At 63.2% G+C, this 24,391-nt stretch carries 19 protein-coding genes and 1 pseudogene; 11 read left to right on the top strand and 9 right to left on the bottom strand.

Annotated elements, in window-relative coordinates:
- The first annotated feature begins 6 nt into the window (after positions 1 to 6).
- The 5 genes from AC1D11_RS03865 (at position 7) to AC1D11_RS03845 (ending at position 8,075) form a co-directional block, all read left to right on the top strand.
- Positions 7 to 3,240, top strand: a complete 3,234-nt coding sequence (locus AC1D11_RS03865) for an efflux RND transporter permease subunit (RefSeq protein WP_477648868.1) — start codon at positions 7 to 9, stop codon at positions 3,238 to 3,240.
- 30 nt (positions 3,241 to 3,270) lie between these two features.
- Positions 3,271 to 4,677: an efflux transporter outer membrane subunit gene (locus AC1D11_RS03860; protein ID WP_477648869.1), complete on the top strand. Its 1,407-nt coding sequence runs from the start codon at positions 3,271 to 3,273 to the stop codon at positions 4,675 to 4,677.
- A gap of 555 nt (positions 4,678 to 5,232) precedes the next feature.
- On the top strand, positions 5,233 to 6,492 hold the full coding sequence (locus AC1D11_RS03855) for a methyltransferase (protein ID WP_477648870.1): 1,260 nt from the start codon (positions 5,233 to 5,235) through the stop codon (positions 6,490 to 6,492).
- A gap of 12 nt (positions 6,493 to 6,504) precedes the next feature.
- The gene (locus tag AC1D11_RS03850; RefSeq protein WP_477648871.1) at positions 6,505 to 7,524 is read left to right on the top strand and encodes a tRNA dihydrouridine synthase; all 1,020 of its coding nucleotides are present in this window, start codon (positions 6,505 to 6,507) and stop codon (positions 7,522 to 7,524) included.
- Between the two features lie 122 nt (positions 7,525 to 7,646).
- The gene (locus AC1D11_RS03845; protein WP_477648872.1) at positions 7,647 to 8,075 is read left to right on the top strand and encodes an RcnB family protein; all 429 of its coding nucleotides are present in this window, start codon (positions 7,647 to 7,649) and stop codon (positions 8,073 to 8,075) included.
- 125 nt (positions 8,076 to 8,200) lie between these two features.
- Here the strand turns inward: AC1D11_RS03845 and AC1D11_RS03840 are convergent.
- Positions 8,201 to 8,902, bottom strand: a pseudogene (locus tag AC1D11_RS03840) (GNAT family N-acetyltransferase); the annotation flags it as partial.
- A 128-nt stretch (positions 8,903 to 9,030) separates the two neighbouring features.
- Here AC1D11_RS03840 and pdxR point away from each other — a divergent pair.
- The 3 genes from pdxR (at position 9,031) to AC1D11_RS03825 (ending at position 12,507) form a co-directional block, all read left to right on the top strand.
- Positions 9,031 to 10,524: a MocR-like pyridoxine biosynthesis transcription factor PdxR gene (gene pdxR, locus AC1D11_RS03835; protein ID WP_477648873.1), complete on the top strand. Its 1,494-nt coding sequence runs from the start codon at positions 9,031 to 9,033 to the stop codon at positions 10,522 to 10,524.
- Positions 10,525 to 10,544: 20 nt separating this feature from the next.
- Positions 10,545 to 11,405 carry a PA4780 family RIO1-like protein kinase gene (locus tag AC1D11_RS03830; protein ID WP_477648874.1) on the top strand — a complete coding sequence of 287 codons (861 nt, stop codon included), beginning with the start codon at positions 10,545 to 10,547 and terminating at the stop codon, positions 11,403 to 11,405.
- A gap of 241 nt (positions 11,406 to 11,646) precedes the next feature.
- Complete coding sequence (locus AC1D11_RS03825) at positions 11,647 to 12,507, top strand: hypothetical protein (RefSeq protein WP_477648875.1); 861 nt, start codon at positions 11,647 to 11,649, stop codon at positions 12,505 to 12,507.
- Positions 12,508 to 12,736: 229 nt separating this feature from the next.
- Here AC1D11_RS03825 and AC1D11_RS03820 read toward each other — a convergent pair whose 3' ends face one another.
- On the bottom strand, positions 12,737 to 13,936 hold the full coding sequence (locus tag AC1D11_RS03820; RefSeq protein ID WP_477648876.1) for a multidrug effflux MFS transporter: 1,200 nt from the start codon (positions 13,934 to 13,936) through the stop codon (positions 12,737 to 12,739).
- A 294-nt stretch (positions 13,937 to 14,230) separates the two neighbouring features.
- Between AC1D11_RS03820 and AC1D11_RS03815 the strand changes: the two genes are divergently transcribed.
- The gene (locus AC1D11_RS03815; RefSeq protein ID WP_477648877.1) at positions 14,231 to 16,642 is read left to right on the top strand and encodes a glycoside hydrolase family 5 protein; all 2,412 of its coding nucleotides are present in this window, start codon (positions 14,231 to 14,233) and stop codon (positions 16,640 to 16,642) included.
- 23 nt (positions 16,643 to 16,665) lie between these two features.
- Here AC1D11_RS03815 and AC1D11_RS03810 read toward each other — a convergent pair whose 3' ends face one another.
- Both AC1D11_RS03810 and argE read right to left on the bottom strand, forming a co-directional pair.
- The gene (locus AC1D11_RS03810; RefSeq protein ID WP_477648878.1) at positions 16,666 to 17,625 is read right to left on the bottom strand and encodes a tripartite tricarboxylate transporter substrate binding protein; all 960 of its coding nucleotides are present in this window, start codon (positions 17,623 to 17,625) and stop codon (positions 16,666 to 16,668) included.
- A 49-nt stretch (positions 17,626 to 17,674) separates the two neighbouring features.
- The gene (gene argE, locus AC1D11_RS03805; RefSeq protein WP_477648879.1) at positions 17,675 to 18,901 is read right to left on the bottom strand and encodes an acetylornithine deacetylase; all 1,227 of its coding nucleotides are present in this window, start codon (positions 18,899 to 18,901) and stop codon (positions 17,675 to 17,677) included.
- A 180-nt stretch (positions 18,902 to 19,081) separates the two neighbouring features.
- Between argE and AC1D11_RS03800 the strand changes: the two genes are divergently transcribed.
- A complete protein-coding gene (locus AC1D11_RS03800; protein WP_477648880.1) occupies positions 19,082 to 19,591 on the top strand; it encodes a DUF1993 domain-containing protein in 510 nt (169 codons plus the stop codon).
- Positions 19,592 to 19,654: 63 nt separating this feature from the next.
- Here AC1D11_RS03800 and AC1D11_RS03795 read toward each other — a convergent pair whose 3' ends face one another.
- Positions 19,655 to 20,176, bottom strand: coding sequence for a hypothetical protein (locus AC1D11_RS03795; protein WP_477651347.1), 522 nt, complete (start codon positions 20,174 to 20,176; stop codon positions 19,655 to 19,657).
- Positions 20,177 to 20,537: 361 nt separating this feature from the next.
- Between AC1D11_RS03795 and AC1D11_RS03790 the strand changes: the two genes are divergently transcribed.
- Positions 20,538 to 20,735 carry a hypothetical protein gene (locus tag AC1D11_RS03790; RefSeq protein ID WP_477648882.1) on the top strand — a complete coding sequence of 66 codons (198 nt, stop codon included), beginning with the start codon at positions 20,538 to 20,540 and terminating at the stop codon, positions 20,733 to 20,735.
- Positions 20,736 to 20,798: 63 nt separating this feature from the next.
- Here the strand turns inward: AC1D11_RS03790 and AC1D11_RS03785 are convergent, their stop codons facing one another.
- The 4 genes from AC1D11_RS03785 to AC1D11_RS03770 all read right to left on the bottom strand — a co-directional run bounded on the left by AC1D11_RS03785 (position 20,799) and on the right by AC1D11_RS03770 (position 24,342).
- Entirely contained in the window at positions 20,799 to 21,467 is a 669-nt protein-coding gene (locus AC1D11_RS03785; RefSeq protein ID WP_477648883.1) for a hypothetical protein, read from the bottom strand.
- Positions 21,468 to 21,614: 147 nt separating this feature from the next.
- Positions 21,615 to 22,664: a class I SAM-dependent methyltransferase gene (locus tag AC1D11_RS03780; RefSeq protein WP_477648884.1), complete on the bottom strand. Its 1,050-nt coding sequence runs from the start codon at positions 22,662 to 22,664 to the stop codon at positions 21,615 to 21,617.
- 220 nt (positions 22,665 to 22,884) lie between these two features.
- A complete protein-coding gene (locus AC1D11_RS03775) occupies positions 22,885 to 23,316 on the bottom strand; it encodes a DUF4864 domain-containing protein (RefSeq protein WP_477648885.1) in 432 nt (143 codons plus the stop codon).
- A gap of 135 nt (positions 23,317 to 23,451) precedes the next feature.
- A complete protein-coding gene (locus AC1D11_RS03770; RefSeq protein ID WP_477648886.1) occupies positions 23,452 to 24,342 on the bottom strand; it encodes a PhzF family phenazine biosynthesis protein in 891 nt (296 codons plus the stop codon).
- Positions 24,343 to 24,391: the final 49 nt, after the last annotated feature.

The raw sequence follows: 24,391 nt of genomic DNA, 5'->3' as shown, positions 1-24,391 counted from the left end.
ATTGCCATGAATCTTTCCAAATTTTTTATTGACCGGCCGATCTTTGCCGGCGTGCTGTCGCTGCTGATGTTCATTGCCGGACTGATCGCGCTGCGCTCGCTGCCGATCGCCGAATACCCCGATGTGGTGCCACCCACCGTGGTGGTGCGCGCCAACTATCCCGGCGCCAACCCCAAGGTGATTGCCGAGACCGTGGCCACTCCGCTCGAGGAGTCCATCAACGGCGTGGACGGCATGCTCTACATGAGCAGCCAGGCCACCACCGACGGGCTGATGACGCTGAACGTCACCTTCAAGCTCGGCACCGACCCCGACAAGGCCCAGCAACTGGTGCAAAACCGCGTTTCGCAAGCCGAGCCGCGCCTGCCCGAAGAAGTGCGCCGCCTGGGCATCACCACCATCAAGAGTTCACCCGACCTCACGATGGTGGTGCACTTGCTGTCGCCCAACGACCGCTACGACATGACCTACCTGCGCAACTACGCGGTGCTCAATGTCAAGGACCGCCTGGCGCGCATCAACGGCGTGGGCCAGGTGCAGCTGTTCGGTTCGGGCGACTACTCGATGCGCGTCTGGCTTGACCCGCAAAAAGTGGCTGAGCGCGGTTTGTCCGCTGGCGACGTGGTGCGCGCCATCCGCGAGCAGAACATCCAGGCTGCGGCCGGCGTCGTGGGCGCTTCGCCCGGCCTGCCCGGCGTTGACATGCAGTTGTCCATCAATGCCCAGGGCCGCCTGCAAAGCGAAGAAGAGTTTGGCGACATCATCGTCAAGACCGACAAGGGCGGCGCCGTGACGCGCCTGCGCGATATTTCTCGTCTGGAACTCGGTGCTTCTGACTACGCCCTGCGCTCGCTGCTGGACAACAAGCAGGCTGTGGCCGTTCCGGTGTTCGCCGCGCCGGGCTCCAACGCCATCCAGATTTCCGACGATGTGCAGGCCGTGATGAAGGACCTGAAAAAGAGCATGCCTGAAGGCGTGGACTACGAAATCGTCTACGACACCACGCAGTTTGTGCGCTCGTCCATCGAGGCCGTGGTGCATACGCTGCTCGAAGCCGTGGCCCTGGTGGTGCTGGTTGTGATCATCTTCCTGCAGACATGGCGCGCTTCCATCATCCCGCTGCTGGCCGTGCCCATTTCGGTCATCGGCACGTTTGCCGTGATGCATCTGTTTGGCTTTTCGATCAACGCGCTCAGCCTGTTCGGGCTGGTGCTGGCCATCGGCATTGTGGTGGACGACGCCATCGTGGTGGTGGAGAACGTCGAACGCAACATCGAGGCGGGCCTGAGTCCGCGCGACGCCACCTACCGCGCCATGCGCGAGGTGTCCGGGCCTATCATCGCCATTGCCCTGGTGCTGATCGCCGTGTTTGTGCCGCTGGCTTTCATCACCGGTCTTTCGGGGCAGTTCTACAAGCAGTTCGCGCTGACCATCGCGATCTCTACAGTGATCTCTGCAGTCAATTCGCTGACCCTGTCGCCTGCACTCGCCGCCTTGCTGCTCAAGAGCCATGACGCACCGAAAGACGCGCTGACCCGCGGCATGGACAAGGTGTTCGGCCGCTTCTTCGCGGGCTTTAACCGCCTGTTCAGCCGCGGTTCCGAAAACTACAGCCGCGGTGTCAGGGGCGCGATCTCGCGCAAGGCCATCATGCTGGGCGTGTACCTGGTGCTGGTGCTGGCCACCGCTGGCCTCTTCAAGGCAGTGCCCAGCGGTTTTGTGCCCGGGCAGGACAAGCAATACCTGATCGGTTTTGCACAGTTGCCCGACGGCGCCACGCTGGACCGCACCGAAGACGTGATCCGCAAGATCAGCGACATCGCCATGAAGCAACCCGGCGTGGAACACGCGATTGCCTTCCCCGGCCTGTCGATCAACGGCTTCACCAACAGCTCCAACTCGGGCATCGTGTTTCTCTCGCTCAAGCCCTTCGATGAGCGCAGGAGTGCGGACCTGAGCGCTGGCGCCATCGCCGGCCAGCTCAACGGAAAATTCGGCGGCATCCAGGAAGCGTTCATCGCGATGTTCCCGCCGCCGCCCGTGCAGGGCCTGGGCACCACCGGCGGCTTCAAGCTGCAGCTGGAAGACCGCGGCTCGCTCGGTTATGCCGCGCTGGACGCCGCCACCAAGGCCTTCATGGCCAAGGCCTACCAGACGCCCGAGCTGGCCGGCATGTTTTCGAGCTTCCAGGTCAATGTGCCGCAGCTTTATGCCGACATCGACCGCACCAAGGCGCGCCAGCTCGGCGTGCCGGTGACCGACGTATTCGACACCATGCAGATTTACCTGGGCAGCCTGTACGCCAACGACTTCAACAAGTTCGGCCGCACGTATTCCGTGCGGGTGCAGGCTGACGCGCCTTACCGCGCCCGCGCTGAAGACATCGGCCTCCTGAAGGTGCGATCGGCCACCGGCGAAATGGTGCCGCTGTCGGCACTGATGAAAGTCACGCCCAGCTTCGGCCCCGAACGCGCCATGCGCTACAACGGCTTCCTGTCGGCCGACATCAACGGCGGCGCCGCGCCCGGTTATTCATCGGGCCAGGCGCAGGATGCGGTCGCCCGCATCGCGGCTGAAACCCTGCCACCCGGCATCAGCTACGAGTGGACGGACCTCACGTACCAGGAAATCATCGCAGGCAATTCGGCCATGTGGGTGTTCCCGCTGGCGCTGCTGCTGGTCTTCCTGGTGCTGGCCGCGCAGTATGAAAGCCTGACCCTGCCGATCGCCATCGTGCTGATCGTTCCCATGGGCCTCCTGGCCGCCATGCTGGGCGTGAAGCTGACGGGAGGCGACAACAACATCTTCACGCAGATCGGCTTGATCGTGCTGGTGGGGCTGTCGGCGAAGAACGCGATTTTGATCGTGGAGTTCGCACGCGAGCTGGAGTTTGCCGGGCGCACGCCGCTGCAGGCCGCGATTGAAGCGAGCCGCCTGCGTTTGCGCCCCATCCTGATGACTTCACTGGCTTTCATCATGGGCGTGTTGCCCCTGGTGCTGTCCTCCGGTGCGGGCGCCGAAATGCGCCACGCCATGGGTGTGGCGGTGTTCTCGGGAATGATTGGCGTCACGGCTTTCGGCCTGTTCCTCACGCCGGTGTTCTACGTCACGCTGCGCCGCCTCACGGGCAACCGTCCGCTCAAGCTGCATGGCGAAGTGCCGCACGTCGAGGCCTTCGCGGGCAGTGGTGGTGCAGGTGCGCACGCGCAGCCGGCAGCGCCCCTCAAGCTTCACGAATAACAACAAGCATCAAAGGTACAGGAGTTCATCATGAACCACACAACGTCCAAACTGCGCACCGCGCTGCTGCCTTTGCTGGCCGCCCTGGTGCTGGCCGGCTGCGCCACCAGCGCGTCGGTTGACCCGGCGAGCATTCCGGTTGCGCCTTCCGCCTACAAGGAAAACGCTGCCGCGCCGGCCGTTGCCACGGCAACGGCCCCGCAATCACAAGGCACCTGGTGGAAGGCGTTTGCCGACCCGGTGCTCGACCAGCTGGTCGAGCAGGCCGGCGCCAACAACAACAGCGTCAAGGTGGCCGCGGGCCGGCTGGCCCAGGCGCGCGCCCTCTTGCGCAACACCGATGCCGACCGCTTGCCGCAAGTCGGTTTGAGCGGCGGCGCCGTGCGCCAGAGCAACATCACGACCAACCGCGTCGCGCAGACCACGGTGACGGCTGCTGCCAATTTTTCGTATGAAGTCGATTTGATTGGCAAGCTCTCGCTCAACTCCGACGCGGCATCGCTGGACGCGAAGTCACGCGAGGCCTTGCTGCGCAGCACCCAGCTGCTGGTGCAGGCCGATGTGGCGCAGACCTACCTCAACCTGCGCGCGCTCGACACCGAACGCACGCTGGTGCGCGACACACTGCAGGCTTACCGCAACACGCTGCGCCTGACGGAAGTGCGCTTCAAGGAGGGCGACGTGGCCGAACTCGACGTGGCCCGCGTGCGCACCGAGGTCGCCTCAACCGAGTCCGATGCACTGGCACTCGACCAGCGCCGCGCCGTGCTGGAGCATGCCTTGGCCGTGCTGGTGGGCGAGGTGGCGTCGAACTTTGCCGTCGCGCCTGCTGAATGGTCGACTGCGCTGCCGGTCATCCCGGCCGGCGTGCCCAGCACCGTGCTGGAGCGCAGGCCCGATGTGTCCGCCGCGCAAAACACCATGCAGGCCGCACAGGCCCGCGTCGGTGTCGCCCAGGCCGCCTGGTTTCCGACCTTTTCGCTGACGGGCAACGCAGGCTATGCCGCGCCCGAGATCAAGGACCTGTTCAAGGTCTCGACCCAGGCCTGGGGCGTGGGCGCGTTGCTCTCGCTGCCCATCTTTGACGGCGGACGCCGCAAGGCCGGCGTGCAGAACGCGAATGCCGAACTCGACATCGCCCTGGCCAACTACCGCGAACAGATCCTCGTCGCCTTCAAGGACGTGGAAGACCAGCTCTCGGCCTTGCGCCTGCTGGCCGAGCAGTCGGAGGCGCAGTCGCGCTCGGTCGCTTCGGCCACACGCGCCACGGTGCTGTCGGACTCGCGTTACCGCAACGGCTTTGTCAGCCAGCTTGAGTTGCTGGATGCCCAGCGCAGCGAGCTGCGCAACCGCCGCCAGGCGCTGCAGGTCAAAACCGCGCAGTACTTGGCAACGGTGGGGCTGATTCGGGCGCTGGGTGGCGGCTGGACCACTTGAACACCCCTGTTGACGAGAAATAGGCACACCCCTATCGGCGCTCACTTCGTGTAGCGCCTTTTCCCCTTGCAGGGGACAGGCGCCTTGGGGCCGGCAAAGCCGGACCCCGGCCCCCGCTGGTGGAGATTGGCACACCCCTGTCGGCGTTCACTGCGTGTAACGCCTTCTCCCCTTGCAGGGGACGGCGCCTGCGGCCTGGCGGAGCCAGTTCCGCGGCCCCTGCTTGTGGAATACACCTCTTTTTGGACGATGCGACTGCTATCTAATTCATAGCTGCTGGCGCACGTCCTTATTGGGCTGGAGGCCTGAATCGTTCCTGAAAATGGCCTGAAAAGTGCTTTGGACGCTGTTTTGGAGCCTGTTGAGCGCCCCCAAAACAGCCTGGAGGCTCTCAAAATGCCCTTTTTTCAGGGTAAAAAGTGGCTGAAGGGTAATCAGGACGGGCGCAAGCAGCTATTAAATTGATAGTGATTAGGTAGCGCTTGCAGCCGCTGGGGCTGGCCATCTGTTAAAACACTTGGCTTCCTTCTTTGTTCTTCTTTGTGTCTGCCCCTGATGCCCGCTTCACCTGCTGTTCCCGTTGCTTCTTCCGCTACCTCTTCTCCCGAGCCCGCCACCATCCACTGGACGGAGGGCGGCGAGGCGCGTTCTGCGCGCTGGCGTTCCGAGCGCGGAGCGCCGCCACCCAAGCGTGTGGTGATCGCTGACGACACCCTCGCTGCGGATGCCGCTTACCGCCTGGCGTGCGAAGGCACGGGCCTGCTCTGGCGCGGCGACTTTCAGAACGCCCGGCTGCTGCTGCAGGCGCTGGCACGCCGTGTCGACAAACCGGCCAAACCCAAACGCGAGAAACGCGTGAAGGACCAGAAAGCCGGAGAGGCCAGCGCCCAGGTTGAAGCAGCCGCACCGGTTTTCCCGGAAGCGTTTCACCTGCACCGCCAAGCGCAGGCACAACGTGCCCGCGTGCTGGGCATGGTGCTGATCCCGTTTGACGCGGACTACAGCATCCCCTTGCGCCGCGCGCCTGATGCGAAGAAGGCTTGCGCCGAGGCCTGGGGACCATCCAGGGATGGCGCGGTGCCCTCCGTCGCATCGCTGCGCGAGCTGATGGGCTTTATCAGTTCCCATGAATGGCGCCGCAAGGGCGTGCCCATTCCCGCGCTGGGCGAAGACGGGCCGCATAACCGCATCCATCCGCATTACGGCGTTTTTTCGCCGGTGCGCGGTGAATACATCGACCTCGTGGCGCAGGCGCCCGTGCCTGAAGGCACCGATGACCTGACCGGTTTTGACATCGGCACCGGCACCGGCGTGCTGGCCGCCGTGCTGGCGCTGCGCAGCGGCATCCAGCGCGTGGTGGCCACCGACCAGGACCCGCGTGCGCTGGCTTGCGCGCGCGACAACCTCAAGCGCCTGGGCTTTCCGCAAGTCGAGGTGCGCGAGGCCAACCTGTTCCCCGACGGCAAGGCGCACATCATCGTCTGCAACCCGCCGTGGTTGCCCGCGCGGCCCGGCTCGCCGATCGAGCACGCGGTGTATGACGAAGACAGCCGCATGCTGCTGGGTTTCCTCAACGGCCTGCCGGCGCACCTGGAGCCCAAAGGCGAGGGCTGGCTGATCCTGTCGGACATCGCCGAACACCTGGGCCTGCGCACGCGCGCCTGGCTGCTGGCGGCGATCGATGCAGCGGGCCTCAAGGTGGTGGATCGGCTGGATGCGCAGCCGCATCACCCCAAGGCCTCGGATGCCAGCGATGCGCTGCATGCGGCGCGCGCGGCGGAAGTCACGTCCTTGTGGCGATTGGCCGCCAAATAGCTTCTGCATGCGATGAAGGCTGAAGCACGCGCTACCGTCCTGCTGGCCCCGATGGAAGGCCTGCTGGACTTCGTTCTGCGCGACATCCTCACGCGGGTTGGCGGCATTGACCGCTGCGTCTCTGAATTCATCCGAATCACCGACCAGTTGCTGCCCGAGCGTGTGTTCTATCGCATCGTGCCCGAGCTGCACCATGGCGGCCGCACGCTGGCCGGCGTGCCGGTGCGCGCGCAGCTGCTGGGTTCTGACCCAGGCTGCATGGCCGAGAATGCCGCGCGGCTCGCAAGCCTCGGTCCGGCAGGCATTGACCTGAACTTTGGCTGCCCGGCCGCGGTGGTCAATCGCCACGGCGGCGGTGCATCGCTGCTGCGCGAGCCCGAAACCCTGACGGCCGTCGTCGGCGCGGTACGCCGGGCGGTGCCGGCCGGCATGCCCGTCTCGGCCAAGATGCGGCTGGGCTACGAAGACGACGCGCGTGCCGTGGAATGCGCACTGGCCATCGAAGCTGGTGGTGCCGGCGAGCTGGTAGTGCATGCCCGCACCAAAGCCCAGGCCTACAAGCCGCCCGCCTACTGGGAACGCATCGCCGACATCCGTGCCGCAGTCAGGATTCCGGTGGTGGCCAATGGCGAGATATGGACAGTGGAAGATGCGCGGCGCTGCCGTGAGATCTCCGGCTGCGACATGCTGATGATCGGCCGCGGCGCGGTGCGCGACCCGGGCCTGGGGATGGCGATCAAGGCCGACATGGCCGGTGAGCACCATGCCGCTGTGGGCTGGCCCACGCTGCTGCCACTGATCGCCGAGTTCTGGCACATCGTCTGCTCACGGCTTGAGACACGTGCGAGGGCGGGGCGTCTCAAACAGTGGCTCAATTTTTTGCGGCGGCGGTTTCCTGAGGCGGAAGTGGCTTACCAGGCGATCAAAACCATTAACGATCCGGTGGTGGTGGATGAGTGGCTGGCCTTGTTACTGCGAGGCGGTGAGCATGACCAACTTTCCGAGTGCCTGCCTTTGCCCGTACTGGCTTGAAAGGCCAATGCCTGAGTTCTGCACAGATTGCAACCAGGCTTTACACAAACACTCCCGCGGCTTTGCTGCGCCGACACGTCGTCGGAACATCATGAAGGCTCTTCCATCCAAAGGAGTCGATCATGAAATCAAAAGCCATTGTGTGTGCCATTGCCGCAGCGTCGCTGGGCTTTGCCTCGCTCTCGTTTGCGCAAGGCTACGACGGGCGCGGCCAGCGCGGTGAGTCGCCTCGTGTTGAGCAGCGCGGGTCTGTCGGCCCCGGTTATCACCCTGTGGATCGCCGCGCAGATGACCATCGGTTCGATCATCGTGACGACCGCCGTTACGTCCGCAACGACCGCAACGACCGCCACTTCGACGGGCATGGCCGTCAGTTCTACCGCGGCGGCCACATCCCGCGCGAGTACCGCGGCCGGCAGTATGTGGTGAATGACTGGCGCGGCCACCACCTCCATGCGCCGCCGCGTGGCCAGCAGTGGGTGCAGGTGGGTGCGGACTATGCACTCATCGCCATTGCCACCGGTGTCATCGCGCAACTGGTGCTGAACTGAACTTTCAGTGCGGCGCCGGGAAATCCATACCCGGCGCCGTCCTGGAGTTCTCGGCGAAAGAAGCCTCTTTTGTGGTGCTGCCGTCAGGCTGCCATCACGGCGGGGGCTTTGTGCATCAGGCGGCTGCGAATGTCAGTGAGCGCCACAACCTGTGCACCCCGCGCATCAAAGTTATCCGGTGAAAGCCAGCTGTCGAAGGCTCTCTTCAAGAGCAGCCATTCACCGTCGATGATGGAAAACCAGGCGGTGTCGCGCGTCCTGTTCTTGTAGACGAGGAGCTGCCGGAAAACGCCTTCGAAGCTGAAGCCGAGCCTGGCGGCCGCGCTGCGCGACGGCGCGTTGAGGCCGTCGCATTTCCACTCGTAGCGGCGGTAGCCGAGCGTTTCGAAGACCAGCTTCATCAGCAGGTACTGGGCTTCGGTGGAGGCACGGCTGCGCTGCAGCAGTGGCGAGAAGATCACGTGCCCTACCTCAATGACGCCGTTGGCGGTATCCATGCGCATCAGCGACAGCGTCCCGACCGCGCGCTGGGTGCCGGCGTCCATGACCGTGTAATGCAAAGGGTCGGCGCTGGCTGCGTTGCGCTCGAGATAGGCATCGAAATCGCTGCGCGCGGTAAATGGCTCGGGGGCAAGGTAAGTCCAGGCCCGGCCGTCGGGTGCGGTGGCGTAGGCGGCGAACAGGTCGTCGGCATGGCGCCTGGCATCCAGCGGTTCGAGGCGGCAATATCGGCCTTCGAGTGTGATACGCGGCGGCCTTTGCCTTGCTGTCCAGCCCTGCATGGGTTCGCCAATGGGTTGTCCGTAGGCGTTTGTGCGTGTGGTCATCGATGCTCCTGTGAGTTTGAGCACCTAGGTTAAGATCTTCGTGGCACTTCATAAAGTGCCATGATTTGGTTATTTCTTGGTGCCACGATCTGCGACTGAACGCCTCGCCATTCAACAACCCTTGCGTTATGCCCTCCGCCCAGTCCGCTAACAAGTCCGCTCCAAAGCATTCCGCCCCGCAGGGCTTCCTGGAAGCGCCGCTGGACAGGTCCGACGCCGAGCCCCTGCAGCGCCAGCTTTACCGCAGGCTCAAGGAGGCCATCCTCAAGGGCCAGTTGGCTGCGGGCAGCCGCTTGCCCGGCTCGCGCGCATTGGCGCAAACCCTGTCGGTCTCGCGCAATACCGTGGCGATTGCCTACGAACACCTTGTGTCCGAAGGCTATGTCCGCGCCGACCGGCAGGGAAGCACCGTGGCGGCTCTGTTGCGCCCGGCCACGCAGCAGGCGCAGCCCGAGGCCACAGCGCCATCCCGTGTGGCACTGCGCCTGTCCCGCATTCGCTCGGGCCCCGCACGGCTCGACACCAGCACCACCCTTCGGCCCGGCGTGCCGGCCCTTTCCCACTTTCCGCTGGCCGTCTGGCGCAGCACGCTGGACCGCGCAGTGCGTGAGGCTTTGCCGGCGGCGCTGCATTACGGCGACCCTTTCGGCCAGTCTGAACTGCGCACCGCCATTGCGCGTCACCTGGCGATCACACGCGGTGTGCATTGCGAACCGGCGCAGGTCATCGTGACGGAAGGCGCGCAGGAGGCGCTTATGTTGTGCGTGCGCCTGCTGACCAACCCGGGCGACACGGCCTGGGTGGAAGACCCGGGCTACCGGGGCGCGAAGGCGGCCATGCATGCGGGTGACCTGCGCATCGTGCCCAAACGCATGGACGGCGAAGGCCTGCACATCGGCGCGGCGGATTGGCGTTCGCGCGCGCCACGGCTGATTTACACGACGCCTTCGCACCAGTATCCGATTGGCGTGGTGATGTCGGTGGCACGTCGCCTGGCCTTGATGTCTGCCGCGAGGAGGCACGGCGCCTGGATCATTGAGGACGACTACGACAGCGAATTCCGCCACGCCGGCGAACCCATAGGCGCCATGCAGGGCCTGGTGGCCGATGCGCCCGTGCTCTACGTCGGCACGTTTTCCAAAACCATGTTCCCCTCGTTGCGCCTGGGTTTCGTGGTCATGCCAAAGCCACTGCTGGCTTCAGCGCAGGACGCCTTGCGCGAAATGCTTCGCGGCGGCCACAGCCATGAGCAGCTCGCCATGGCCGGCTTTATCGAATCCGGGCAGTTTGTGCGGCACCTGGGGCGAATGCGGCGGCTGTACCGTGAGCGCCAGCATGCCCTGCGGGAAGCACTGACACGGCACCTGCGCGTTCCGCATGTCATTGAAGGCGGGCAGGGCGGCCTGCACCTGGCAGTCCGGCTACCGCGGGACTTTGCGGACGTTCGCATTGCGGAAGCTGCCCGGCGGTACGGGATGGCGCCCATGCCGCTTTCCTCGTTTGCCATGGCGCCGGCACCTGAAGACAACGGCCTCGTGCTGGGCTACGGAAACACCGCGACGGAGCTGCTGGACCCTCTCGTCAAACGCCTGTCGCAGCTGGTGCTGACGGCAGGAGGCTGAGCCCGGCGCACAATGGCACCATGAAAACACCCAAGAGGCTGCAGTCGCTGCTCGAAGAAGGCCTGATCGATACCGTGGTACGGCAACTGATGAGCGGCAAGGAAGCCATGGTGTACGTGGTGCGCTGCGGCGACGAAACGCGCTGCGCCAAGGTCTACAAAGACGCTACCGAGCGCAGCTTTCGCCAGGCGGTGGACTACACCGAGAACCGCAAGGTCAAGAACACCCGGCAGGCGCGCGCCATGGCCAAGGGCACGCGCTTCGGCCGGCAGGCCACCGAAGCTGCCTGGCAAAGCGCCGAGGTGGATGCCCTGTACCGGCTGGCCGCAGCCGGCGTGCGCGTGCCTAAACCGCACAACTTTTGCGATGGCGTGCTGCTGATGGAGCTGGTGACCGACGAGCAGGGTGATGCCGCACCGCGCCTGAACGACGTGGAGTTCACGCCCGAAGATGCGCGGCTGCACCACGCCACGCTGCTCACGGAAGTGGTGCGCATGCTGTGCGCCGGTGTTGTGCACGGCGACTTGTCGGAATTCAATATTTTGCTGGGTGTGACGGACGGCCACCCCGGCCCGGTCATCATCGACCTGCCGCAGGCGGTGGACGCTGCCGGCAACAACCACGCGGGCCGCATGCTGCTGCGCGACGTGGCCAACCTGCGCGGCTTCTTCGGCCGCTTTGCGCCGGAGCTGCTGCAAACCGACTACGGCAGCGAGATCTGGGATTTGTACCAGCGCGGCGTGCTACAGCCCGAGACGGTGCTGACGGGCCGCTTTGCCCACAAGACCGGGCCGGTCAACCTCGGCGCCGTGATGGGAGAGATTGACGATGCGCGGGCTGAAGACGCTGCACGGCGGTTGCGCATGCAGGTGGTGCGCTAGCTGTGTTGAATTCCACCAAAATCTGATCAGGCTGGAGCTGCAATTTCCATCATTTGCCTCATTGCCTACAAAGTGTGAGTCAAAAGTCGATGGAAAGATTGGGTCAGGCCTCAACGAAATTCGAATGATGACTTCACCAAAATCTATACCAGTTCTACCAATCCTCAGTCGAAAGCCATCCTGTTTCGTGCGCGTTGTGTGTGGAGGGTTGTCGGTAATAAATCTTCAGAAGCCAATCCACATGAAACTTGAAATTCAGCCTACTCGATTGCTGGCGCCGCTTGTTAACCTGACGCTGCTGCTTGTTGCATGCGTTAGTGGAAGTCATGCGGCCCAACTTAGCGATCGCCAAACTAAAGCCATTGCCATGTGGCAGGAGCGCTGCAAAGTGGCGGGAGAAAAAATTCACAAAACAGTTGAGAACGTAGAGGGCATTTACTTAATGAAGTTGCGATCAGGCAACATTAACTACGGTAATCAGTACAAGCTAGATGACCCGTATGGGCGAGATTTTGGGGGTGACGGATATATCCAGTCGTTTTTACGGGGGAGCTATCAAAGGGAGAACAAAGATAGACCGAAGGACGGACCTCCTCGGTTCGGCTACAGGTATGTTGAAGCTAAAGAGTCAACGGATGGGCATCGTTACATGTACACAGGAGCGGTCAAGGCGATACGTCAACAAGATGTTAGTGCCCCAAATGTTCAAATTGATCTCAAACGCAATCCGCATTACGACCTCAATATTTATCAGTTTGTGGTAGATAAAACCATCGCCAGTAGTCCCGCCGCACGTTATGGCGTGACATACGACGACATCTCCACACATGAAGAGCGCGAATACTGGATTGCAGGCAGTTCACTCAAAGTGATCGATTTGCAAACTAATGAAGTAATTGCAGAACGCATTGGATACATGCTGGATTCGGCACAAGGAAGTAAAGCAGGTGGCAGATCTCCGTGGCTATTTGCTGCAGACAATGCCTGTCCAAACTTCCTGCGTAACTTCAAGGTATTGAAAGGCAGTCATGGTCCTGCTTTTCCATCGCAGCCTTACCAGACACTTGATTTTGTCGAAAAAGTTTTAAAACCAGCTAACTAAATCGGATCATCTCTGATTTCGTGAGGTCGGCAACGATCTCAAAATCATTTCGCTGCTCGTCTTGAACTGCTCCACGTGGCTTTGCCAACAGCTACCAAATTAGCCTAGCTCCGGTAATTGCTGCCAACTGGCAATAGTGCGATGGGCGAAATTGATGATGCCCGGGCTGAAGAATCAGCACGGCGGCTGCGAATGCAGGAAGCGCGCTAATCAGGCCCCGGCTAGGCTCTTAGTGTGCCAGGACGGCCGCGCGTTTGCCGCCCAGCGTCACGCGGGCGGTTGCATAGGCCAGCAAAGCGCATCCGGCGATGCCGGCCACCATGGGCCGGGCGCTGCCGTCGACAAACACGCCCACCACAGCCATCACCACCGCACCGGTGACAAACTGCAGGGTGCCCATGAGGGCCGAGGCCGTGCCGGCAATGGCGCCGTGTTCTTCCAGTGCCAGTACGGCGGTGGTTGGCACCACCAGGCCCAGAAACCCATAACCCACCAGCATCAGCGCAATCATCACGTCCAGCCGTTCGATACCGGCGAGGTTGAGCACCAGCAGCAGGGCCATCACGGCGGCATAACCCGTCACGGCCACCTTGACGATGGGCACAAGCCCGAAACGCGCTGCCAGCTTGCCGGTGAACTGCGAAACCCCGATGAAGGAGGCTGCGTTAACGGCAAAGGCGATGCTGTACTGGCGCGGTGTCAGGCCGTAGTGGTTGATCAGCACAAAAGACGAGTTGGCAAGGTAGGCGAAAAAGCTCGAGATGCCGAAAGCGCCGATGAACACGAGGCCCATGAAATGGCGGTCTCGTAGCAGCACGCCGTAGGCCGTCAATGCGCTGCCAAAGCTGCTGTGCACGCGCTGCTCGGCAGGCCGTGTTTCCGGCAAGGTCATGGCCACCAGCACCAGCCCGGCAGCAGCGGCCACGGTGACGGCCCAGAACACGCTGCGCCAGCCGAAGGCTTCAATGAGGAAGCTGCCGGCCAGCGGCGCCAGGATGGGCGAGACGCTGAAGACCAGCATCAGCAGCGACATGAGGCGCGCGGCGTCATGGCCGGTATGCAGGTCCCGCACCACTGCGCGCGGCACCACCATGCCGGCGCAGGCGCCAAGCCCCTGGATGAAGCGCAGCACCACCAGCGTCTGGATGTCGGGTGCCAGCGCGCAGCCGATGCTGCCGGCGGCAAACAGCAGCAGGCCGAAATACAGCGGTGGCTTGCGGCCCACCATGTCGGAGACGGGGCCGTAGATGATTTGCCCAATGCCCAGGGAGATGAAAAACGCCATCAGGCTGGCTTGCACCGCGCCCATGGAGGCACCCAGGCTGTGCCCGATGGAGGGCAGCGCGGGAAGGTACATGTCGATGGCGAAAGGGCCGATGGCGGACAGCAAACCCAGTACCAGGGCTGCCCGGAAGAAACTTTTTGTCATGAATGAAATGAAGTCAAGCCGCTTTGTGTATCAGTAACAAGGTGGAAGGCCTTGCACCCAAACGGCACTGTTAAAACCGCCATTGAAAACGCACCAGGGCGGGGCGCAATGACGGTAAGAAATTATCTGCGGCTATTGTCGCTGACCTCGCTGTCTCTTGCTTGCACTGCGCCGGTAACCTGTCAGGCCTGACAGGGGCGGAAATGTAAGCGGGACACTGTGTTGATTCAAACTGTAATGAAGCCGCGATACGGGGTTTAACCTGAGTCTTTGGACGAACAGGAGCGCATCGCGATGCATAGACGTGAATTTTCCCAGGCCGCATTGGCCGCCGGCGCCCTGGCGGCGCTCAGTCCTCTCGTCGTAAGCCGGCAGGCGCAGGCCGCTGTAGCGCGCGCCGCGGCAGGAATGCCCGCCATGGGAACCAACCTCTCGGGCATGGAATGGGCCAAGTCCGGCCTGCGGGCCAATACGAGTTCGGCGCCCAACCTGCATTTCACCGTGCCGCGCAAGGCCGACGTGGCCTACCTGGCGGGCTGCGGCTTCATGAAGAATCGGCTGCCCATCCAGTGGGAGCTGCTGCAGCCCATGCTGCACGACACGGTAGCCAATACAGCTGCGAAGACGGCTATCGGCAATCCGGGCGTCTTCCATGCGGGGTATGAGGCCTTCATCACCGGCGTGCTGGATGCGCATGCCGCCGCCGGCACGCGCTGCATCATCGACAACCACAACTACGGCCGCTACCAGGATTTCAGGTTCCAGCCCGACGGTTCCGTGATCGGCCTGACCGTGCCGCCCAGTCCCTTGCGGCCCTACACCACGGACGCGGTGCAGATCCAGTCGCGGATTTTTTCGCTCGCACCGGGCGCGACGCTCAAAATCGCGCACTTCACCGATTTCTGGACACGCGCGGCGACCAAGTGGAAGAACCACCCGGGCTTCGGCGGCTACGGCCTCATGAACGAGCCGCACGACATGCCCAAACCCGGCGGCGTGATCGCGTCGAATGAAGAGGCAATCAAGGGTGGCGAAGACCTGACGATCTGGCCCGCGTTTGCGCAGGCCGCCATCCAGGCCATACGCGCGGTCGACGCGGTGAATCCCATCTACGTGGCAGGCAACCAGTACGACTCGGCCATGTCCATAGGCACCAAGAACCCCGGCTTTCCGCTGACGGGCGCCAACCTGATCTACGAAGTCCACATGTACCTCGATGCCTTCAGCAACGGCGCCTTCTTTGACTACGACACCGAGGTTGCCAAGAACTACAGCGCCGGTTTCGGCTCGGGTCCCATCAAGGCCTCCACCGGCGCGGACCGCCTGAAGATCGCCGTCGACTGGGCCACGGCCAAAGGCGTGAAGCTCGCGCTCACCGAGGTCGGCATGCCGGTGGACGACCCGCGCTGGGAGGCCATGTTCGCGCAGGCGGCGGTCTATGCCGCACAGTCGGGTTGCGAGGTCTACACCTGGATGGGCGGCAACCACTGGCCGATACGCAACTACGCCATCAACCACGTGCCCGGCTGGCACCAGAACAAGACGCTGGAGCCGTCGGTCTCGGGCGTGCTCAAGGCCGCGGCCGGCATTGCGCAGGGCACGCTGTTCGATGACGGGCCGGGTTATGCATTGGCGGGAACACCCCTCACGATCACGGTTTATGCGCGCGGCAACCTGGCCCAGCCGGTGGTACTCACGGTAGCGTCCAGCAAGGGCGGCACGCTGAGCAAGTCGAACCTGACCATCCCCGCCGGCGCCAACGGGCAGGACAGTTTTACCTATACGCCAGCCGCCAACCAGATCACGACGCTCACCTACACCGGCGCGGCTCAGGTGCCGCCGCCGCGCAAGGTGTTTTCGCTGGTCGACCCGGTGGCTTATGCCGCCACGAGTCTCGCCGACGCAGCGCTGGCCATCATCGCCAAATACGGCGCCTGCAAATGGGAACTGGCCGACGGCTATACCGACTATTTGCAGGGCGCGCCCGCGGCGGCAGGCCAGGTGGTGCGCGCCGTGTCCGACTCCGGCTACGGCTCCAGCCCGGGCAATGCGATGGAGATGATCAACTGGATCAACAAGGACAGCGGTGCTACGGGCCCGATGTCATTGCCCGTGATGCGCGTGACCAACGGCAAAAAGAACTCCGACCACGCGGTACCCGAGTCCTTCGGCTTCTGGTGCAAAAAATCCAGCCGCATTGCGGGTGTGCAGGCGAACCCGCGCAACCGCGTGCCTTACAACATCGAGGACGCGCACTTCGCGATTGCGGCGCTCAGCGTTCCCGTGCAGACCAACACCGGCGTGGTGTTCCAGGCCTCCAAGACGGAAGACCTGCAGACCTCCGAGCTGGGCATTACCAACGGCCAGCCGCGCGCCAAGTGGGTCGATAACAAGGGCCAGACGATACAGTTGCTGGCGCCGACCAAGCTCGCGGCCAACACGCCGGCGGTGCTGGCACTGACCTGTGCGGCGGGTGCGCAAAAGCTGCGCGTCAATTCAGCCCAGGTCGGCAGCGCCGCCGCGACTTTCGCGCCCAGCGCTTTCAGCCAGATGCTGATGGGTTGCGGTTACGTGAGCTACTATCCGCGCGAAGGCTTCCGGGGCAACCTGTACGCGGTCATTGCCGGCAAGGGCGCCCCCACCGTGGCCGAGCTGGCCGTGCTGGAAAAATACCTGGCCTCCGTGGCCGGCGTCACGCTGGCATAGCCGGCGGTGAAGTATTGCCGGCGCTATTCGACCTTGGCGCCCGATGCCTTCACGACCTCGGCCATGCGCTTGTAGTCCACTGCCAGCAGTTTGGCAAAGTCGGCGTTGCTCAGCGCCAGGGGCTCGATGCCCTGCTTGTCCAGGCGCTCAAGGATGACAGGGTCCTTGAGCAGCCTGGCGATGGCCGCGTTGACGCGGTTGACGTCAGCTGCGGGTGTGCCGGCAGGGCCCAGCAGGCCAAACCACGAGTCAAACTGGTAGCCCGGCAAGCCGCTTTCAGCAATGGTGGGGACGTCGGGCAGGTATCTGGAACGCTTGGGTGAGGTCACGCCGATCAGCCGGATGCGGCTGTCCTTGGCGAAAGCCAGCGCACCAATGCTGGCGGCAATCACGGCCTGTGCGCGGCCCGAGATCACTTCATTGATGGCTTCGCCCGTGGCTTTGAGCGGCACATGCACCACATCGATGCCGGCCAGGCCATTGAAGTAGGCCATGGAAAGGTGCGTGGCGCTGCCGACACCCGCCGTCGCGTAATTCATCTTGCCCGGGTTGGCCTTGGCGTAGCGGATGTATTCGGCCGCGGTTTTGGCCGGTACCTCGGGGTGGATCATCAGCACATAGTCGGCGGTGCCGATATGCGCCATGGGCGTGAAGTCTTTTTGCGGGTCGTAGGCGAGTTTGGTGTAGAGCGTGCCGGCGATGTTGTGGCTGGCGGCCGCCAGCACCATCGCACCGCTGTCGGGCGGGGACTTGGCGACATAACCCGTGCCCACGGTGCCGCCCGCGCCGGGCCGGTTTTCTACAATCACGGTTTGGCCCAGCGCAAGGCCGAGCTCGGTGGAGATGGACCGGGCCAGGATGTCCTGCACGCCGCCCGGTGCAAAAGGCACCACGATGCGCGCGATTTTGGGGTTGGCCTGCGCCAGTGCGCTGCCTGCGGTGAGTGCCAGGCCGGTGCCCAGGAAATCTCTGCGTTGCATCATGTGTTCTTTCGGGTGAGGTAGGGGTTGCGGTAGTCAGTTCACGACGGATTCACGACGGATTGATGCAGAGCTCGTCGGCCAGGCGGCGCATGAAGCGCTCGCACCAGGCCAGTTGCTCCAGCGTGACCCATTCGTTCGGCTGGTGTGCCTGCGCGATGTGGCCTGGGCCGCACACGATGGTCGGCACACCGACCTGATGGAACAACGCAGCTTCCGTGCCAAAAGAGACCTTGCCTGCACCGGAGCTTGCGTCCACGTCTGCGCACTTGAAGCACAGCTGCGCGATCTCGCTGTCGGCATCGGTGGCGAAACCGGGCAGCACCGAGTTGAGCTTGTGCGTGATGCCGGTGTCGGCCGCCACCGCCTGCATGGCCGGCACCAGGCTGTCGGCAAAAGCCCTGGCTTCGTTGAACAGCGCTTCGGGCGAATTCATGTGATGGTGGCGGATCTCCCAGGTCACGTCGCAGTCGCGCGGAATGATGTTGAGCGCGGTGCCGCCGGCGATCACCCCGGTGTGGATGGTGGTGTAGGGCACGTCGTAAACCGGATCGAAGGGGCCTTCCTTCACCAGCCTGCGGTGCATGGTCTTGAGGTGGGCCACAAATTCGCAGGCGATCTCCACCGCGTTCACGCCCAGCGGCGTGAGCGATGAATGCGCCTCAAAGCCGCGCACCGAGGTTTTGTAGGCATGCTTGCCCTTGTGCGCAATCACCACCTGCATGCCGGTGGGTTCGCCGACGATGCAGCCCGCAGGCTTGTAACCCTGTTCCACCATGTCGGCAATCAGGCGGCGCACGCCGATGCAGCCGACTTCCTCGTCATAGCTGAAGGCCAGGTGAACCGGGCGCTTGAGTTTGCGCTTGAGCAGTTCGGGCACCATCATGAGCGCGGTGGCGCCATAGCTTTTCATGTCGGTCACGCCGCGGCCATAAAGCTTGTCGCCGATGACTTGCGCTGTGAACGGGTCGGTGTCCCAGGGCTGGCCGTCCACCGGCACCACGTCGGTATGGCCCGACAGCACGATGCCGCCCATTTTGGTTTCGCCGCTGTCGGCAGGCAGGGTGGCCCACAGGTTGGCCTTCTTGCCGCTGTCGTCATACGTGCGCCGGCATTCAATGCCCAGTGCCTCAAGCCGCGCCTGCGTCCAGTCAAGAAGGGGCAGGTTGCTGTCGCGCGAGACAGAGGCGAAGGACACCCATTTTTCAATGAGTGGCAGGGCGGCGAGGTCGGCGGCCTGCACGGCCTGGCGGGCGGCGGCGGGGAGAGGGGCGTTCATGGTGGGGCCTTTTGGGGGAGGGCGGAAATTGGTATGACAGCATACTATTTTGCGAAGGGCTTCGCCTCCCCCAAAGGCCATTGCCGGGCTGCGCGCGTTCCGGCCGCAATCCGGCGAGAATGCAGGGCGCCGCGTGCATGGCGCGGCAGGCTATCTCCATTCCTTCACCGAAAGCATTTCATGACCAGCAGCATCTACACCACGTCCATTCCCGTTTTCAAGCAGATGTTGGGTGGCCTCAAGGGCGTCCTGGCCAAGGCCGAAGCCCACGCTTCCGCCAAAAACATCGACCCCAATGCCTTGCTGCAGGCTCGCCTCTTCCCCGACATGTTCCCCTTGCTGCGCCAGGTGCAGGTGGCCAGCGATTTCGCCAAGAGCGTGTCGGCCCGGCTGGCCGGTGTGGAAGTGCCGAAGATCGAAGACAAGGAAACGACGTTTGCCGAACTGCAGGCGCGTATTGACACCATCCTCGCCTTCGTCGAAGGCCTGGACGTGGCGAAATTTGATGAGGCCGCCACGCGCGAGATCGTCACGCAAGCCGGCACGCCCAAGGAAAAGCGCTTTACCGGCCAGTCCTATTTGCTGAATTACGGCCTGCCGCATTTCTTTTTTCACACCACCACGGCATACGCCATCCTGCGCCACAACGGCGTGGAAGTTGGCAAAAAAGATTACATCGGCTCGTATTGAGCCTGTCGCCGGCACCCGGGATGGGTGCCTGCTGACCGGCCCCGGTGGTGCCTGGTGGTGCGCCTAGTGCGCCGGGCTTTGTGCCAGCGAGGGCGCTCCGGGCGTAGCCGGTTCCATGGGCGCGCGCGGCGCGTAGCCGCTGCGCGGCCGGGTGGGGCTTTGTATCCAGATGGTCGGGTCGGGCATTTCCTGATGGGGGCAGCTGTCGCCGCCGTCAAGCTGCCATGAAATGCCGTGGAGCCAGTCACTGGCGCGCGGCTCAAAACGCATGATGTCCGCCATCAACACTTTCTGGAAAGCCGCCGCGTAGGTCAGCAGGCGCAGGTCCCACTGCTTCATGATGATGCGCAGGTACATGCCTTCGCCACGTGTGGGGTTGGCGGTCAGCAACATCTGGCAGTCCAGCCAGTTCGACGGAATGCCCGCCCGCCGGGCGGTGTCCCGCAACAGCACCTGAATGAGCTGCTGTCGCACGCCAATGGTGGAGTGTTCTTCGCCGGGGACAGAGACTTCCGATTCGGGGTGGGTGGCGCTTGAGGCCGGTTTTGGCTGGCTTTTCAGTCCAAAGAGCTGTTGAAGTTTCATGAGGTGCCCGCATCGCGTTGCAGCGCCAGCTGTCTGACAAGAGGTATTTTTGCGCTCTGTCTTTGGCTAACACCGTGTGTTACAAAGTGTTAACAATGTCGGCGACTGGCGTCCGCAAGTCAAGCGGAGGGCTCTTTAAAAGCGGAATTTTTTCATGAAAACGCGGCCAAAATGATGTGCTTCATGAGTATTCAACGTGGACGCTACAGGGGAGAACTGGCCGCGGTCGGGATTTTCAATCGAAGACGCCGGTAGCGCCGGGAGGCCTGCACTGGACTTGCACCTGGCAAACGTCAATTTCCGCTAGATGTTTCTTTGTGTAACTAATTCATGATTTTGGCCGACGAAGAAAGGTGTTGGCATGACGCGAATCCAGCATGGCGCCATGCCCGCGCAACTGGACTTCAGTGACGCGGAAGCGGGCCTGCATCGGGTCCATCTGGCATGTGTCCCGGCCCGCGCAAACATTGAGCAAGCGTTGAGGGGGCTGCGGCTGTTCTTGCGGGAAAAGAGCCTGCAGGCGAGCCAGGACGAGCGCAAGCAGCTATTAAATCAATAGCGATGCAGCTGCCTTGCGCAGGTGCTTGTGGTTTAGCGGCGCGTGGTTAAACGGGAGCCCGCGTTACTTTCCACCATTTCCGCCACCGTTGCCTCCGCCATGACCGCCTCCATTGCCGCCACCCTGGCCGCCATTGCCGTTGTTGCCGCTTTTACCGGACTCTTTTCCGACGCCCAGGCCTTTGCTGGAGGCGTGGGCCGTGGCGACATTGCTGGCATGAACGGCATGGATGCTGTCATTGGCTTTCTTGCCGCTCCTGGAGGTATGCGAAGCGCTCACGACGGCGCCCAGTTTCACGCCCATGCTTTTGGCAATCTGGCCCCAGCCAATGCCGTCGGCCTTCTGGGACAGCACCCCGCCCAGTGTGGCTGAGAGTTGTGAAGGCGTAGGGTTGGTGATGCCTTGTTTGGCCAGTGAAGTTTTGGCCAGCGCAAGCGCGATGTTGATGTTGCCGTAACCCATTTTTCCGGTGGCCGGCGAAAGGCTTGCCGCCGGCGCGGTGGCGTTGGGTCCGGTCGGGCTGGGGCTCAGCGAGATCGGTGTGCCCGTGCGCAGCCCCTCAACCAGTGACTCGGCGTTTTGGGGTGAACCGGCAAACGCGCTGTAGCGGCTTGCCAGCCTTGCGCCTTCCGGATTTCCGGTCGCGGTGGTTTGCGCGGCAAGGGCAAGGCCGCCTGCCAGAAGCATGGCCGTGGCCGTTGCAACGATGGTGATGGTTTGTTTGATCAGCATGGGGTGCCTCGCTTTCTGAATCAACCTGAAGCAGGCCGGACTGTGACATGCGGTGCGGCCTTTTTTATCTTAAAGGCCGTGCGGCACCGCTCGGCCGTCTTCCGGCCCCGTCCTACGGCCTGGCCCGCCAAAAATGAAGCCGCAGCGCTAGGCGCGCACAAAATAGATGAACGTGGTGCCGGGAAAGATATGCCGGTAGACAGGCCGGGCAATGACCCGCGCCAGGTTTTTGGGCTGAAGCAGGCCCGAGGCGCTGTTGTACAGCCGATAGAGTTTGGGGCGCAGCGGTTTCAGGCCAAACTCTTTTCCGAAGGCGACCAGCGACTCATGGCTGAAAGCGTTGATATGCTCGAGCGGGGCAATGGGCATCTGGTCGTCGGGCGACAGCGCGCCGAAATTTTTCCCCTGGCTGATTTTTTTCAACGCGGCAGCCGCATTGGGAACGCTGATCTTGATGACGCCGTCGCCAGACAAGGCATCGCGCAGTTTCTCGAGCACCAGCCTGGGTTCCGTCAGGTGTTCAAAGACCTGTTCCGTATTGATGAACCTGAACCTCCTGGCCGGCAGGTCGCCCAGGCCGACAACCCGCAGCCCCACGGATTTGCCGTGGCGGGCGCGTTCCTCGGAAAGCTCCACACCCCACACATTGCAGCCAAATCCCATGGCCATCTTCGACCAGTGCGCCCAGCCGAAGCCGAAGTCAAGCGCGTCCAGTTCACCCGGCGGGAGCCCGAAGTATTGAATGATGAACTGGACCTGCTCGGCCAGGTAGCGGTATTCGTCCAGGCTGTAATTGCGGTGCTCGCGGTCCAGCTCGGTGCCGGGAACCCAGTCGTTGTAGATCTCGCCCAGTAACGGGTCGTCGGGCACCTGTTGCTGAAAGACCAGGCTGCAACTGTTGCAGCGCGCCAGCGCATAAACGCCTGCGTCGGCAGTCTTTGACGCGTGGCCTTCATAGTGCCGTGCAAGATAGGCCTGAACGCCCGCGCCGGCGTACGGTTCCTCGTAAACCATCGAGAGGGAAGCCGACAGGCAACCGGGACACCGCGTCCTGATTTTGAGAGCTGATTCACGCGGCTGCGTGGCACCCTGACGCTGCTGCACATGGCGTGGCGTCTGCAGGTTTTCCCTGCGCGACGGCGAAGCCGGATCCCCCGGCAGGCGCGGGAATTCAAGTGAGGTGGCGGGCATGTTCATGGGTTGAGTCCGGAATGCCGCAAACGCAGCAGCACCAAACACCTTAGCCGCCAGCAGGCAGGAGCGGGTAACCCTCTGTAAACCACGTATCGGTGCTCTTTGCCGCCTACGCGCCCGGTTGGCGTGGCGTTTCAATGCGGGCTACGGCAACGGTGCCTGTCCCCGGGCCGGCTCCTGCCTCTGGGAAAACCTATGTCAGCAGGCGTCGCGGACTGGCGTACTACGCCATGCGGCCCTTGTTTTCGACCACCACGCAGCCGGTGATGCGCCACGCTTTGTTGCTTTGCCGTTCGAGGCTGTAAACCGCCAGCCACGAAACACCGTCGGCATCGGCCATTTGCACGCGCTGGATCACCTGGTCGTTCTTGCCGTCGGGTTTCAGAAAGGCGACCGATGCAGGGCGGTACACCACCGGGTAATCGCGGCGCACCATCGCCATGAATCCCTGGGGTGTTCCAACGGCCTTCTGCACATTGGGTGCCGCAAAAGAAAATGCCCTGGCTGCGTCGTCCTTCGCAAAGGCCGCCAGCTGGGCCTGCACCACGGTGCGCACCGTCTTTTCGTCAGCCGCGGTAAAGGGCGCTGCACCGGCCGGCAACGCCGCGCACATGAGCAACAGTGCTGCGCCGCAAGCAGCGAGCAGCCGGGCCATGCGCTTTACCAAACAGTTCAAACGGATCGGACGGGCAGTCATAAGGTTAATCTTTCCTGGATTCGAGGGCCGCAGCTGCAAAAGGTACTGAAGGTGCTGAGGGTACGCAAGCGGCGCGCCAACGGATGCCATTCCTCAAATCAGCCGGCCGTGCGCCAGCACCACGACACCGCCGCTGACCAGCATCTCACCGGCAGCATTGGCCTCTACCGTGATGCGGCTGGGGCGTCCGGCAAAACGCCCCTGCTTGAGCGTCATGATTTCGTTCACCTTCGCCGCGCCGTGGCGCAGCAGGTAGGCGCCCGCCGGCCCGGCGGCGCTTCCGGTTGCAATGTCTTCCACCAGCCCGGCGTTGTCCCAGGTACGGCCTTCGCGCGCCGACACGTCCAGCACGTAGGCGAATTTGGCGCCCACGGTGGCCAGCAGCGCCTCAAAATCCGGGTGCACAATTTTTGCGCGCTCCAGGCCACCGACTACAGGCACCAGCAGATAGGGCAGGCCAGTAGACACCACCTGCAGCGGAAAACGCACATCCAGCTGCGCCGGGCCCAGCCCGAAAGCCGCGAGAAACGGCAGGCTGTCCGCGTGGCTGAGGGCTGCCTCGAAGCGGGCCACGCCCTGGTTCATGCTGGCGTCGTAAGTGCCTGGTGTGCCCTCTTTGCGTGTGGTGCTGATGGCAACTGCCCGTGTGCCGAGCATCAGTGTCCAGCCGGCAGAAGGCTGATGCCCCGCATGCAGGTGGTGCAGCAAACCCGCTGCGCCCAGCAGGGGGTGGCCGGCGAAGTCGAGCTCTTCCTCCATTGTGAAAATGCGCGCTTCGAAGCGGTTCCCGGGGCCGTCGGGCGTGAGGAAAATGCTCTCGAACTGCCGCATCTCGATGGTCAGGCGCTGCATCTGGCGCGCCGGCAAGGGGCTTTCGGGCAGGAACACCGACAGGCCGTTGCCGGCCAGCGCCTCATGGGTGAACACGTCCACCTGGTAGTACTGCAGCCCCGACAAGGGCGGCATGGTTGTCATCGCTGTCATGTGGCAATTCTCCTGCGGGGAATTATCGCGGTGCAGGTCATTGCGGCGG

The organism is Polaromonas sp. P1_E11 (assembly GCF_056405995.1).
This window is presented reverse-complemented; position numbering and strand designations above follow the sequence as displayed.

Coding starts and splice junctions, on each gene's coding strand:
- AC1D11_RS03865 (WP_477648868.1), top strand. CDS start 7: ATGAATCTTTCCAAATTTTTTATTGACCGGCCGATCTTTGCCGGCGTG.
- AC1D11_RS03860 (WP_477648869.1), top strand. CDS start 3,271: ATGAACCACACAACGTCCAAACTGCGCACCGCGCTGCTGCCTTTGCTG.
- AC1D11_RS03855 (WP_477648870.1), top strand. CDS start 5,233: ATGCCCGCTTCACCTGCTGTTCCCGTTGCTTCTTCCGCTACCTCTTCT.
- AC1D11_RS03850 (WP_477648871.1), top strand. CDS start 6,505: ATGAAGGCTGAAGCACGCGCTACCGTCCTGCTGGCCCCGATGGAAGGC.
- AC1D11_RS03845 (WP_477648872.1), top strand. CDS start 7,647: ATGAAATCAAAAGCCATTGTGTGTGCCATTGCCGCAGCGTCGCTGGGC.
- pdxR (WP_477648873.1), top strand. CDS start 9,031: ATGCCCTCCGCCCAGTCCGCTAACAAGTCCGCTCCAAAGCATTCCGCC.
- AC1D11_RS03830 (WP_477648874.1), top strand. CDS start 10,545: ATGAAAACACCCAAGAGGCTGCAGTCGCTGCTCGAAGAAGGCCTGATC.
- AC1D11_RS03825 (WP_477648875.1), top strand. CDS start 11,647: ATGAAACTTGAAATTCAGCCTACTCGATTGCTGGCGCCGCTTGTTAAC.
- AC1D11_RS03820 (WP_477648876.1), bottom strand. CDS start 13,936: ATGACAAAAAGTTTCTTCCGGGCAGCCCTGGTACTGGGTTTGCTGTCC.
- AC1D11_RS03815 (WP_477648877.1), top strand. CDS start 14,231: ATGCATAGACGTGAATTTTCCCAGGCCGCATTGGCCGCCGGCGCCCTG.
- AC1D11_RS03810 (WP_477648878.1), bottom strand. CDS start 17,625: ATGATGCAACGCAGAGATTTCCTGGGCACCGGCCTGGCACTCACCGCA.
- argE (WP_477648879.1), bottom strand. CDS start 18,901: ATGAACGCCCCTCTCCCCGCCGCCGCCCGCCAGGCCGTGCAGGCCGCC.
- AC1D11_RS03800 (WP_477648880.1), top strand. CDS start 19,082: ATGACCAGCAGCATCTACACCACGTCCATTCCCGTTTTCAAGCAGATG.
- AC1D11_RS03795 (WP_477651347.1), bottom strand. CDS start 20,176: ATGAAACTTCAACAGCTCTTTGGACTGAAAAGCCAGCCAAAACCGGCC.
- AC1D11_RS03790 (WP_477648882.1), top strand. CDS start 20,538: ATGACGCGAATCCAGCATGGCGCCATGCCCGCGCAACTGGACTTCAGT.
- AC1D11_RS03785 (WP_477648883.1), bottom strand. CDS start 21,467: ATGCTGATCAAACAAACCATCACCATCGTTGCAACGGCCACGGCCATG.
- AC1D11_RS03780 (WP_477648884.1), bottom strand. CDS start 22,664: ATGAACATGCCCGCCACCTCACTTGAATTCCCGCGCCTGCCGGGGGAT.
- AC1D11_RS03775 (WP_477648885.1), bottom strand. CDS start 23,316: ATGGCCCGGCTGCTCGCTGCTTGCGGCGCAGCACTGTTGCTCATGTGC.
- AC1D11_RS03770 (WP_477648886.1), bottom strand. CDS start 24,342: ATGACAGCGATGACAACCATGCCGCCCTTGTCGGGGCTGCAGTACTAC.